Annotated in this window: 6 protein-coding genes and 1 pseudogene; 2 read left to right on the forward strand and 5 right to left on the reverse strand. The window is 66.0% G+C overall.

What is annotated here, in order from left to right:
- Nucleotides 1–49 precede the first annotated feature (49 nt).
- Nucleotides 50–3,646: a LamG-like jellyroll fold domain-containing protein gene (locus tag OG504_RS13370; RefSeq protein ID WP_405996327.1), complete on the reverse strand. Its 3,597-nt coding sequence runs from the start codon at nt 3,644–3,646 to the stop codon at nt 50–52.
- A gap of 493 nt (nt 3,647–4,139) precedes the next feature.
- On the opposite strand from OG504_RS13370, the pseudogene OG504_RS13375 reads away from it, so the two are divergent.
- Nucleotides 4,140–5,374, forward strand: a pseudogene (locus OG504_RS13375) (IS256 family transposase); the annotation flags it as partial.
- A gap of 129 nt (nt 5,375–5,503) precedes the next feature.
- Here the strand turns inward: OG504_RS13375 and OG504_RS13380 are convergent.
- Nucleotides 5,504–8,605, reverse strand: coding sequence for an NACHT domain-containing protein (locus OG504_RS13380; RefSeq protein WP_405990016.1), 3,102 nt, complete (start codon nt 8,603–8,605; stop codon nt 5,504–5,506).
- Between the two features lie 573 nt (nt 8,606–9,178).
- Between OG504_RS13380 and OG504_RS13385 the strand changes: the two genes are divergently transcribed.
- On the forward strand, nt 9,179–9,538 hold the full coding sequence (locus OG504_RS13385; RefSeq protein WP_405990017.1) for a hypothetical protein: 360 nt from the start codon (nt 9,179–9,181) through the stop codon (nt 9,536–9,538).
- 246 nt (nt 9,539–9,784) lie between these two features.
- Here OG504_RS13385 and OG504_RS13390 read toward each other — a convergent pair whose 3' ends face one another.
- From OG504_RS13390 to OG504_RS13400, 3 genes are read right to left on the reverse strand one after another with little or no spacing between them, the layout of a single operon-like run.
- Nucleotides 9,785–10,759 carry a TIR domain-containing protein gene (locus OG504_RS13390; protein ID WP_405990018.1) on the reverse strand — a complete coding sequence of 325 codons (975 nt, stop codon included), beginning with the start codon at nt 10,757–10,759 and terminating at the stop codon, nt 9,785–9,787.
- Nucleotides 10,760–10,789: 30 nt separating this feature from the next.
- The gene (locus OG504_RS13395) at nt 10,790–11,869 is read right to left on the reverse strand and encodes a hypothetical protein (RefSeq protein ID WP_405990019.1); all 1,080 of its coding nucleotides are present in this window, start codon (nt 11,867–11,869) and stop codon (nt 10,790–10,792) included.
- On the reverse strand, nt 11,866–12,990 hold the full coding sequence (locus tag OG504_RS13400; protein ID WP_405990020.1) for a TIR domain-containing protein: 1,125 nt from the start codon (nt 12,988–12,990) through the stop codon (nt 11,866–11,868). Before OG504_RS13400 ends, OG504_RS13395 begins: the two co-directional genes overlap by 4 nt.
- Nucleotides 12,991–13,440: the final 450 nt, after the last annotated feature.

Raw genomic sequence — 13,440 nt, forward strand, 5'->3', positions numbered from 1 at the left:
GGTCTGGTGGGGCGACTGTCTGCCGCCCCACCACGTGTCCGTCTCGGGGTCAGTCCCCGATGGTGTCGATGATCTGCTGCGGACCGGCCATGGCACCTGCCCACAGCCGGATGTCACTGATCTTGCCGGGCAGGTAGTGGCCCCAGGCTCCGCCCGTGTATCCCTCACCGGCCGCGAATTCACCGGATCCCGCTGCAGCCGTGTAGGGATGGGTGACGTCGAAGCCGTTCTCATCGGGCCCGAGGTAAAAGTGGATCGTGCCGGACGGAGCGTCGTAGGCGCCGGTCATCCGCACCGGGCTTCCCAGTACCGCCGCCTCGTCGGAGACCACTCCGTCGAAACTGCCATCGGTGTTCAGCCTGCCGAAGTACCACTTACCGACCGGGATGGTCGTGTCGGTGTCCGGGTCGAGGTCGGTCCCGGTCAACTGGTACCAGAAGCCCCAGGAAGAACCGTCCGCATCGCGTTGGCCGATGACCTGGGCCGTGTAGCCAACGGATTTGGTCAGCAGGGCATCGCTGTCCACGTCGACCAAGGTGGTGGCAGTGAACGAGGCCGTGTCGTCGAGCACCGGGGCGGGGCTGGTGGCCGCGCCGTCCGTACCGTTCAAAACGATGCTCTGACCGTCGAGCGAGGCGCCGCCGGACAGCGTGAGCGTGCGGCCATATCCGGATGTGGTGTCCGCCAGCGTGGTGCCACTCGCACCGTCCGGGTTCCAGGCGCCCATCAGTTCCACGCTCGACGCGCCATTGGAGTCGAGCAGGCCGTCCTCGGTGGCGATCTCGTCGTCGGTCAGGGCCCGTTGCCAGACAGCTACCTCGTCGACCCGGCCCCGCCAGTAATTCAGGTAGGTGCCCGGGGTGAAACTGGCCCGGCCGAACTGCAGGGTGCCGTCGGTGGCCGTGGCGTCCGAGGTGATGGGCAGCGCCACCGGCGAACCCTGCATCCGACCGTTGACGTACAGGGAGATGGTGCGCGCATCGGAGTTGTAGACGCCGGTCAAGTGCGTCCACGTCTTCAGCGGCACACCAGCCGAGTCGGCGTTCGTGCCCAGGTACTTGCGGACACCGCCCTCGTACCAGCTCCACAGGAACACCCAGCGTTGGACGCTCGACGAGTAGTAGAGGGTGAACCCGGAACCGTCGCTGCCCGTCTCCGACAAGACCGTGCGGAAGTCGGACCCGTCCGCCAGGTAGGCCCAGGCCGAGACGGTGAACGACGACTGCGTGTTGACAACCGGAGCAGCTGTGGCCGCGTACCCGGACTGGCGCGTGGCGTCGGAGGTGTCGTTCAACCACAGGGACCGGTCTCCGTCACCCCGGCGGGCGAGCGACGACCAGCCGGAGCCACTCGTATACAGGGTGGCCGCGTGCCGCGTCCCTTCCGTTGCCGTGTCCGCGGCCGTGGACACAGCGGAGCCTGGAGCCGCGTCGTCGAAGTGCCAGCGGCCGATCGCCGTCTGGCCTTCGGCGACGTTGAACTTCACGATCGTTTTCGCACCCCAGCGCCCGGCACTGTCCTGCGCCCGCACCTGAAGCTGTTGCGTGCCCGCCAGTTGGGGTGTGATCCCTTTGGTGACGGTGCTTCCGGAGATCGGCTGGGACCAGGTGGTCGCGGTCGCCAGCTTGTATTCGTAGGCGGTGTTGCTGTCCCCGGTGGCAGGCAAGAAGGTGAATTGGCCCACGACTCCGGGGCCCCCGGCTGCGTCGCACGTGTTGGCCGTGCACTCGGAGTACGGGTTGCCGAAGGTCACCGTGGGCGCTTTGGGCGCGGTGGTGTCCACCTTGAAGTAGCACCAGCCCTTGGTGGTCACCGTGCTGTGTGACTCCAGATAGCTGTCACCGCTGTCGTAGTACGAGCGGCTGAATACCGCCAGCCGGTACAAGGGACCTTCAGACAACGTGATCGGCGACGGATAGGTCAGCACGACGCCGTTGCCGACGTAACCGCTGGTGGGCCGAACCGGCTCGGTCGCCACCGACCAAGTGCCATCGCTGTTCTTCTGCTGAATGTAGTAGTGCGCCCGCAGGCTCGCCCCGCTGCCGCCGCCCGTCGCCGTCCACGCCGTCGCGCTCAGGCTGGGAGTGGGGTCGGCTATCACGTCTGGATCGGTGGAATCCGTCTCGCAGCTGATACCGCTGCCCTCGACAATGCCCGCCTTCGTCGGCACTCCAGGCAGCCCCACATAGGTCACCGACAGCACCGCGTCGTCCCGGAACCGCTTCCAAGCACTGGTGTCCGTCTCATCCCGGGCCTTCACCAACAGCGTCAACCGGGAGAACTTCCCCGCCGCGAAGTTCCCGACCGCAGTCGTCAGGCTCGAACCGCTGAACTCGATGGGAGCCGGCGGCTGAGAAGGATCACACAGTGAGCTGCGGCCCGCCGCGACGTCACGGCTTGCCATCGTCCCCAGATTCGAGGGACGGGTGGACCAAGTGGTGGACGACGAAATGTTGCCGGTCCGCTCCAGGTCGACCCAGCGTGCATCGCACGTGAACGACCAGCTCTCGGTGGCCCTGAACGTCGCGGACAGCACCTTCTTGCCCGCCAGACCGCTCGGCGAGAACTGGAAGTACAGTCGCTCGGTGTAGCCGGGACCGCAGTAGTACCCCTCCCACGAGGAGCAGTGGCCCGTGCCCTTTCCCTCGTTGTCGCTGCCGTTGCTCCAGTTGAAGTCGGAGACACCGTCCGAACGCAGATACGTGTGCGCCGTCTGGTCCAGGCCGACACTGGGGTCGATGTAGACCGGGAACGCGCTGCTGTCGGTGTTCCCGAGCAGAGTCGCGTCCGGCACCACGGCCAGCGAGTCCGAACTCACCTGTACCGGCAGCACCGCCGACGCGTCGCCGTCACCCGGCCCAGCCGTTCCGTCGTCCTGCGTGCCGGTGGAAGGCTCCGTGGTGGTGGCCGACGGGGACGGGTCGGCGGTCGATGTGGCCGCGTCCGTCCGCTCCAACTGGGCAGCCGTCCCGGTGGTGGTCGCATCTCCTTGCGAGTCCCACATCAGCGCGGGAGGAGCCGTGAAGACCGGGCGCGCGTTGCCGTCTACGGCGGTCATACCGCCGCCACTGGTCGGCGCGACCGTCAACCCGTCGGATTGAAGCGAGAAAGCGACCTTCGTCAGCCCCGGGTCCGCGGCCGCCTCCGGAGTCTTCACGACGAGCAGCTCACGGAAGCCCTCCGTCGTCGCCGTCATCCGCAGGTCCACGCCGGGAAGCACATCGGCATAGACCGCGCTTGCCCCGTCCAGCGTCGGCTTCGGCAGCGTCTCCGGCCAGCCCAGCCGCAACGACTTGCCGCCCCGGGTGATGTCCACCAGCCCCGAGCCGTCGCCGCCGTCGGAGAACGCCAGGTCCACCACCGCCGCCTTCGGGCCGACCGTTCCGTCTGCCCGAACCTCGAGGGTCGGATCAGGGGCCGTCCACGATCCGTCGCCCTGCCGCACCCGCACCGGCACGGTCGACTGATCCTGCGTGAACGTCGTGCCGTCCGGATTGGCGTACGTCGTCGCGTACTCCGTGCGGTCGTCGGTGACCTCCACCGGAGAACCGTCCGCCGCCGCCTTCTGCGAGGCAGCCGCCTCCGGAGAAAGAGACGTTGCGGTGGTGGAACCGCCATCCCGAACGTCAGCTGCTGCCGGATACATGGCAGCCGCCACGACTGGCTGAATCAACAGAACAACTGCAGCCAGCCATGCCGTGCGCGACGACCGCACACGTCTTCCCCCGGACTCCCCCACAACCCACCCCTAGGTTTTTGACACACCAATCACAAACACCGGCGATCAAGAAGCATGCATGGCAGGGGCACTTCAATCGAAGCTCAAGGAACTTTCCAAGATCGGGCAATCGGTCAACTAGGCAGGAGCAAAGAATCTCGTTCGTTCACCTCTACGAAAGACGCCGGCCATCAGTGGGTTCCCCTCCCACACTCCTCAACCGCCGTGCGACATGGCGATGATTGCGGATCCAGTGCAGCCCTCTCGGCATGCGATCTTGGGAGACTGGTTGCGTCCATGGAGATGGTGTACGGGTTCGACCCGATCCGGGGGTTTGCTCCGGCATCGGGATGGTGCCCGCATAGCTGAACGGCCACCGGCTGATCTTCGAAGTGTCTAAACCTCGAAGGAGATCAGCACGATGACCGCGCCAGACAGTCTGCCCCTGCACGCCCTCGCGGAAGACAACCTGGCCGCGGCGAGTGCCGATCTGCTGCGTTCGACGGTCAAGACGTTCGCCGACGCGCTCATGTCCGCGGAGGCGGACGCCCTCCGCAACGCAGAGTACGGGCAGGTCAGCGACGAACGCGTCAACTACCGCAACGGCTACCGCCCGCGCGAGTGGGACACGAGGGCCGGGACCGTGGAACTGGCCATCCCCAAGCTCAGGTCCGGGAGTTACTTCCCGCACTGGCTCCTCGAACGCCGCCGCCGGGCCGAACAGGCCCTCATCTCGGTGGTCGCCACCGCCTACCTGCTCGGCGTCAGCACGCGCCGGGTCGAGAAACTCGCCGCCTCCCTCGGCGTCACCCAGCTGTCGAAGTCCCAGTTCAGTGCGATGGCGAAGCATCTGGACGAACAGGTTGCCGCGTTCCGCAACCGGCCTCTGGACCAAGGCCCTTACGCGTTCGTCCGGGTCGACGCACTGACCCAGAAGGTCCGCGAGGGCAGCCGCATCATCAACGTCCACGCACTGATCGCGGTCGACGTCAACGCCGACGGCCACCGCGAGAGCCTCGGCATCGACGTCGCCTCAGCGAGGACGGCGCCGGCCGGCCCGCCTTCCTCCGCTCCCTGACCGCTCGCGCCCTGTCCGGCCTCCAGCTGGTCGTTCCCGACGCCCACACCGGCCTCGTCGCCGCGATCGGCGCGGTCCTGCCCGGTTCATCGTGGCAGCGCTGTCGAACCCACTACGCCCGAAATCTGCTCAGCCGGGTTCCGAAATCTGCCCAACCGTGGATGGCCACGCTGCTGCGGACCGTCTTCGAACAACCCGACACGACGGCTGTCCAGGCCCAGATGCGGCACGTCCTGGACGCCCTGGAGGCCAAGTTCCCCAAGGCCGCAGCCCACTTGGACACCGCACAGCACGATCTGCTGGCATTCACCGCCTTCCCGCGCGAGATCTGGCGGCAGATCTGGTCGAACAATCCGCAGGAGCGCCTGAACAAGGAAATCCGGCGTCGCACCGACGTGGTCGGGATCCTCCCCGACCGCACCGCCCTGATCCGCCTGGTCGGCGCGATCCTGGCCGAGCAGAACGACGAGTGGACCGAGGCCCGTCGCTACATGGGCGTCGAACTCCTTGCCAAGGCCCGTCTCCACCCGATCGAGTCAGAAAACGACGAGACCGTCCTGCCCACCGAACTCACCGCACAGCCTCAAAACGAGATCACCGAGTGGCCGTCAATACACCACTCCCACGGACGTGACCATGATGGACATACTCCCGGGGCAGAACTCCTGATCTCAGATCCGTCAAGCGGATCAAGCCCAACGCTGGGGCTAGGGGGGCGGGTGCGGCATTTCGTCGAGCAGAAGGTCGAATGCTTCGGCGAGTGCGTGCGATTCGGCGGAGGTGTGTGTATCGATCAGGTTGTGGGCCCGGGCAACCCAGTCCTGGGGTACCTGGTGCCCGGCCAGGTCCCACTGGCGCAGCACTACCGCCAGGTAGTGCTTGAGGAAGTCAGTCCTGTCTGGATTGTAGGCATGCCCTGTGGCCCATAGTGCATCCCGGTGCGCGGCAGAGAACGTGGCACCTGTACTCCATAACCGCAGCAGGAGCCGAGCGCAGGAGAGTGTGTCGCCGCCGGGCAGATCGGCATAGCTGGTCAGGGTCAGGCCGAGGTCGACTTCATCCAGGGCCTGAGCCATGTCCAACAAGGCGTCAGTTCCCGGGTCGCAGCGAAGGTAGGCGTCCCGTTTCACCTCATGCTGACTGGTGTGCCGCCAACCATTACCACTCATTCTTTGGCGCCTTCCGGTGCCAGGCCCATAGTTGTAGATCCAGAATGGGTCAACCGAGCGTGAATCCCGAGCTGCGCCCATCAGTCCCCATTCCTCCTCAGCATCGACGTCTTCACCCAACCGGACGGTGAAGCTGCGTTCGCACCCCTCCCACGTGCGCTCCAGACGCAGGCGATTGGCCAGCGCACGCCATTCGAACTCGCGCAGCTGCGACTCCAAGAGCAGTACCGAATCTCGCCACGCGCGGACCGGATCCTCGGAAGCGGGGAACAGCTCTCGCGCCGACATATCGCCCCTCACTATCAGCAGCAGCGTCAGCACATTGACGTGGTAGAAGGCCGGAGCAGCGGCGGCAGAAGGCATGCTGGGCCGGTAGGAAGCATACGAGACAGCCAGTCGGGCACTCAGGGACTCATGGAACACCGGCAAGAGCAGTCGGCTCAGGTCCTCCCGGTCGGATAGCGGCAGTGGTCGCAATGCCTCCATCAGAAAAGCCACGACCGGTCCACGCCCCGTGCATGCGGCAAACGACAGGAGCGCATACAGGAACGAGTCATCAACGCGGGAACGTCGGGATCTCCGAGTCCCAGTCGTCTCGCTTGTCCTCAGGTCCTGCAGCTCGTGCGAGATGAACCGCGCGACCAGGAACTCGCCGAACGTCGCGTGCAGAAATTCGTAGGACCGCAGCCGCACGTCGTCACGGATGGCCTCAGCACAATGGATGAAGAAGAAGCGCCCGAGGAGCGTCTGTGCACTGGTCAAGGCAGCCCTCAATCCGGCTGACTGGGGCGCCTGCTGCGGCAACAGTGCCCGCAGATCATCCTCTAACTCCTCCTCAGTGATCCATTGCCGACCGCGGTTGAACATCCCGAAAGCAGCCACCGAGAGCCTCAACAACTCATATTCCACTGCCCGAGCCAGGTCGTCGTCGGTCAACTGGATCTCGTGTTTGAGGACCTCACGCCGCGCGAATCGGGTCAGCAGACGCTCGTACAACTCATAGCTCACCAACTTGCCCACGTCTTGCTGGAAGGCGTTGTCCTCGGCGTCGTACAGCGCCAGCATGAGCAGCAGGAGGGGCTGACTTGCGAAAGCGGCTTGGGAGAGAGCCTGCGAGGCCGCGAGCGGGCGTAGGCCATGACTGTTGAAATAGTCCGCGTTCTTGCGGTTCCACACCTCTAGCCACTGCTGAGTTTGTGCAGCATTGAAGGACTCGAGTCGGATCACGATCCCACCAGTCGTCAGCCTTGCCCGGTCAGCGACGACAGTTCGGCTTGTGACCACGATCGCGAGCGGCCGGCCGAGCGCGGCCTCACGCTGCTGGAAGTTCGCCACCTTCTCCAGGTAGTCGGACTGATGAACTCCTGTGGCCTGAAGCAATTCGTCGAACCCGTCCAGGAGGACAACCGGCAGGGCGGTGCCAGCCGCGCGGACGACATCGGCCCATCCCATGGCCCGTTCGCCGGTGGCCTGGCCTATCGCCGCCTCGATCTGATGCTGCACCCCCGAGTCTGCGGGCACGTCCCTCAGGGGGACCCGCACCACAAGAAAGTCCTCGGCGGGAAGCCGCGCCGCAAGCACGTTGGTCAGAACCGACTTTCCGGAACCTGGAAGACCCAGCAACACGATTGGCACCTCAACCGCCGTGGGTGCGGTCAGTAGAGCCTCGAAGAACGTTTCCAGACCAGGACGCACGTCCTGCTGCTGCCACCACGACTGGCTGGTCAGCCGGTCTGCCGCGCCGAACCCCGCCACCCGAAAGTCCGGGCTTATATACGCCTCACGCAGGCTGGGGATCATCAAACCCGCAGCAGTGTTCTCCGCCCCTAGAACCGGGGCGTCGTACAGCAGACTCCCAGCACGCCGGAGCGCGGCTAGGCGATCAGCGGGAAGATGCCCGTCGGCCAGCCGCGTGACGGCTTCCTCCAGGTGGCGCACTACAGCTCGAGTCGCTCGGTGGTCTACGCGATCGGCCCAGATCCCCACATCCGGAAAATCCGCGGCCAGTTGGCGGAACATCTCCTCGTAACACGTCAGCGCAGTGTGAGGGATGCGCTCGCGCAGAGCCGCATGCACCTCCTGCCGCGCTTCGGGTGTCAACCCGTCCCAGACCGCCAGGCCGGACACATACGTCTCCGCGTGCCGGGACATGGAGACGTAGAAACCGTACAGAGCGGCGAGAGTCATCTCATAAGGCTCGTGTGGGGAAGGCAACGGCAACCGAGATTGCAAAAGGTGTTCGGCGGCGGCGACGAGCCGGTGGGACTCCGGAGCATCACCGGTAGCCAGCCTCAGGGAATCGGTTCGCGTCAGGGTGAGTTCCCGCTCATCGAAGGGCAGGCGCACGCGCGCGAGCGCGTCACTGTAGGCGGCCACCACTATGATTGCGTGCGCGGCGGCCAGGCGCTCGGTGCGCTCGAACCGGCCCAGGCTATGGATCCGCTCGGTCGCGCTCGACACCAGCGAACGGCTGAGCTGGGCGAGTTGGGCGTCAGCGCCCAGGAGCGCGAGCACTAGCTCGGGCGCGGCCCCGACGGTGGTTGTCAAAGCTCCGCCTACAACGCGGTCCAACACGTCAAAGGCTGGTCCGTTCCCCCCAAGCAGTCGCACAGCATCGATGTAACGCAACGGTCCGGGCATCTACCGCACCCCCTAGAAGCCAGAATGCCCGCCAAGCTCTCGTGCCGAACCAAAACCAATTCGAGGTGGCCAAGGGTCACGACGGTTGACTTCGTCAGCTCGGCTGACCTCAAGGAACAAATTTCACAATATGTAACAATTAGGTCGGCTCCCGTGATCTCGATGGTGGAGCGCCCGGTACCGGACGAGCTGTGGGAGATGTTTCAGCGGGTGGTGTCAGCCGCTCCGGTATGGCGTCACGGGGGCGATCGACGCAGTAGAAGCAGCATGGGATCGACAGGTGCCAACGGTCATCATGCTTGTGGCTACGACAGGCCGTGTGCGGCATCAACTTCCGCCGGGCTTCCGTCCATCGGGGCCGACCGCGCACCTCACCGAGGTTCCGAGACGCCAATCCCTCATCGGCAAGGAGGCGGACCTGCTTCCCACGTGTTGGGCGATTGGTCGAATGCGGTCATCGGCGAGCGGTAATCTCCCATGATGAGCAGCAGGGATGTGGGGAACCCCGCCAGCAGTCGCCGTCAGGTTCTCGACCCGGATCAAGTCAAGCATCTTGAGTTTCTCCAGGGGGTTGTGTCGCGCCTTGGCAACAACTCCTTCCTGGTGAAGGGCTGGGCACTGACTCTGACCGCCGGTCTCCTCGCCTTCGCGGCAAGCAGCGCCAGCGGGTCCATCGCTGCGACTGCGCTGGCCGTCTTGGTCGCGTTCTGGTTCCTGGACGGTTACTTCCTGTACCAGGAACGGCTGTTCCGCATGCTCTACGACGACGTCAGGCGGCCTGGGAGCACCGTGGATCCCTTCTCCATGGACCCTCGCCCCTACGCGGGTCAAGTGGCGTTGCGGCAGTCGGTCTTATCCCCAACGCTCCTGCTCTTCTACGGCGGTCTCTGCGTCGCCCATGTCGTCTTCCTCACCGCCGTACTGATCGGCTGACGCCCACTCCCTCCGGGCTTTCGCGGCCGCACGCCCCCTGAGTTCACGACGTTCAGGCCGGCGGCCCGGAAGGCGGTCCGCCGCCCGCGCGACCCGAAGTACGGTCCGCGTCAGCGCAATGGCCGTAGTGTCGACCAGGCTTCACGGGTTCGGGTTTCATGGTCCTCAGGGGTGACGCGGGCGAACGTGGCGCCCCGGCGATTGTGCAGAGGGCGCAGTCGGGTCTCCCCAAGGTCCGATGATCCGTCAGGCCCCGGGCCACTCGACCGCGGCGCTCCGCACCCGGTTCAGCACCGGCTCCGCCTCGGTCTCGCCCACCTGGTCCGCCAGGGCATCGCCCATGGCCAGCAGAATGGCGGGAGTCGGTCGCTTCAAAGCGGCGGTGACCAGGGCGACCACCCGTGTCCTGTACTGGCCGCCGTCGCTCAGCACGTTCACCGGCTCGGGGTGGACCAGTGCGCGGATGGAGTCCATGTACACGTCCCACGCTTCGCGGCTGCGGCAGACCACGGATTCCAGGATCAGCTCGATGAGTTCACGTCGCTCGCGGGGACTCATGGGGGCAGGGCCCTCATGACGCCGACCACAGGGCGCCACCGCGTCGGGTGCCGGCGCCTGGAGCGTACGCGGCTTGGCGGCCGGGGAGGCGGCGGACAACCCGAACGCGGGAGAGAACCGTTCGGCGGTCTCGGCATCCAGCTCCGGCAGGGGCGGGGTAGCCGACTCGACCATGTAGTCGGTCAGTTCAATAACGAATTTCTCGTACGCCTGCCGGTCGCCCCGCATTATGTCGACCAGACAGCTGTCCGCGTATGCGGCCCCGAGCCGCGGCATGCGGTACTGCAGCATGGCGACCTCGGCGGGCAGTTCCCGGGCGACCGGTACCCAGAACAGCGGCAGTACAGCGACCGGTTCCGGCTCACCGGCACGGCGCACCCGCTCCGTCATGACCGCCCACTCGCGTCCGCACCACTCGCGGTCGAAGTAGTCGTCGGAGAGCAGCGCAATCAGGAACCGGGTGCTCCCCAACGCCCAGGCGAGCTTTCCTCGCCACCCGACGCCGAGTTCCAAGGTTCCCGCGTCGAGGAACCCCGCGTGGGTCGCCGACCGGCCACGTTTGATCTCCACTTCCTCCTGAAGCCGCGCATGGAACTGGGCGACGAGCGAGCTGTCAGCCCGTCGTACCGCGTAGCTCGTGAAGAAGAACGGCGGCGGTGTCATGGCCCCTCCCGGCGGCTGCCCTGCGGGGTCCTATCGTCGCCGATCGCCGTTCCAGGAGTCCACGGCCTTGTCGACCAGTCGCCGCACCTCGGCGATCACAGGCTCGTCCCCGTGCTCCTCCAGAGCGTCCGCGAGGGCAGACAGGACAACCGAAGTCGGCTGGGACAGAGCGAAGTTGACGACGGAGATGATCCGGATCTTGAGCGAGCCGCCGTCACTCGTCGGCAGGAGAGGCAGCGGTTTGATCGTGAGACGGGCGGACTCCAGCCATACCTCGTACGTCTCCCGGGAGCCGTTCACGGGAGAGTTGAGCAGCGCCTGTATGAGGGTCCGCTTGTCCGCCTGGGTGAGCGGCGTCCCTGGCGAGTCTCCATCGCGGGTGTGCGGCAGCACCATGATGCCGCTGGGCGGTGTGTCCGTGCCCTGCACCGGTATCGGTACCAGGTCGCGGAGGCAGCGCTCGTAGTCGGTCTGGAGCACCTTGTCGGCGAACTCCAGCACCAGCCGGGGATGCCCTTTGCTGAGGTTCGCCAAGTTCTCCGCCTGCTTGGAGTCGAGTTTCTCGTCGGCCTGGTCCAGGAGCAGTGCCTCAGCCTGCCCGGAACTGAGACCACCGAGTTCCAGCCGATTCTCCCCCCAAGCCTTGCCCCGGGAACGGGAGATGACGAGCCGATGGCCCGTGCCGGGGACGAAGTGGTCGTACATCTGGTCGGGGTTCGGCACGTCGTCGTAGATGAACAGCCAGTGCTTGTCGGGTCTGCGTTCGGGGCACGCGTCAAAGGCCTGTGAGCACTGCTCGCGCAGCTTCCGGGACTGATCGTCGATCAGTCCGCACAGCCGGTCGTCATCGGTCTCGCCCTCGCAGAAGAACCACCACGCCACGTCGTAACGGCGGGTGTAGGCAAGGCAGTAGGCGATGGCCATCTGAGTCTTGCCGAAGCCCTTTACCGGCGCTTCCTTGTCGTGCAGCAGCACGGTGCGGTGTTGCGTGAAGAGCTTGAGCAACGCGGCGATCTCCTCGTCGCGGCCCCGGAAGGGACGGTCCTGCCGGGGAATGTTCGATATGGGGGGCGGTGCGGTGGCCGAGGTACGAAGGAGGCGGGAGGTCACGGGGTGTCCCCCTCGCGCTGTCCCGGCACGGGTGGTCCCGGTTCGCGCACCAGCTCACGCAAGCGCTGCGCCTCGCGTTCGTCCGATCCGTTGAGCAAGGTGACCGGTACGCCACTACGCACCAGCAACGGGCGGGCCCCCTGGTCGATCTGGACAGGGATCAGCCATTCCTTGCCCGGGCCGACGAACACGGTCTCCCAGTCGAGGAGTTGGGTCGCACCGGCGGTGAAGTAGCTGCGGGAGAAGACGACGACCACCCGGCCGGCCAGGAGCCTCGCCCGTTGCACGGTCTCCGCCAGCGACTCGCGCTCGGTCTCCCAGCGCACCTGGCGGACCTCGTAGTGGCCGCCCTGCTCCAGGACTTCCTCCATCCAGTCCGCCCAGGGCTGGTCCGCCCCCACATAGCTGATGGCGACGGGAACGGAAGGGACGGCGGGACACGGCGTCCGGGCGGTGGTGTCCCTGCCGATCGGTCCGGGGCCCGCTGCAACCGGCTTGCGTGTGGGGGTGGCCTGGCGTGCGTGCGACTTGTAGCCAAACGCGGGCTGGGTGTCACGGAGTTCGGCGCTCTCGATGACAGTGAGGCCGCAGCGCTGGGCCTCCGCGATCCGTTTGGCCAACTCCCCTATCAACGAGAAATACGTCTCGTTCGCCTCCGGGCTGTCCGACCGCATCAACCCCGACAGCCCCTGGCTGTCGTACTGTCGGATTCCGTGTCCGTCGTCCCACTCCGCTCCGCACGGCCACTCGGGGTCGGGCGTGTCACGAGGCCTCAGATCCCGCGGAACGGGCTCCCAGACGATCGGGACCAAGCACTCGGAGACATCCGAGTTGCTGAGCTCGGAATGGCGGCGCATTCGGCGTTGGAAGACCGCCCACTCAAGACCGCAGTTCTGGTCGGCGAAGTACTCCCGCGAATAGAGCGCGAGCATCACCCCGACCTGGGTGATGGTGCTCTCGAGCACTGGCCCCGAGCCCGTCTGCGGCCCCAGGACACCGCTCACCCACAAGCCTTCCTGGGCCCTGAGCCGGTATTCGAGGTCGGCGTGGAAGCGGCTGATGGACGGCCAGCCGTCGCTTCGGGTGCAGCTGGTGTAGAAGTAGTTGACGGATCGATCCACGCGCCCCTCGCAGACTGCCGCCGGTAGTCCGGCAGGGCGAAACTCTCACTGGCTCGGACATGGGCTTCGCGACGTCGTAGCTCCAGTCGGTCCGGTGGACCCCGTTTACCGAGGATAGGCTTACTTGACCGTGCTGGGTACAGTGAAGAGAGCCTGACGGGCGCACACGTCAGGCGTACGGGCACACGTCAGGCGTACGGGGAGTATTCGCCGACGGCTCACGAGTCCCGGACTTTAGCAGGGTCTGTGGCCCGTCCGATCGCTTCGTGGACGGGAGACGCGGGGGAATGGGGGCCTGAGCGCCATGAAGAGCGGGACGGGGAGTCGTACCTCCCAAAACCCGGGTGAGTTAGGCGAGTTACAGGTTCTGGCGGGCCTGGTGTCCGTCGAACACTTGGAGCGGATGCCGCGTTCAGCGGTGGTCGAGGCCCTGCTGAGGCGGCGGGCCGA

Origin of the sequence: Streptomyces sp. NBC_00986, assembly GCF_045162565.1 — a bacterium.
Classification (GTDB): domain Bacteria; phylum Actinomycetota; class Actinomycetes; order Streptomycetales; family Streptomycetaceae; genus Streptomyces.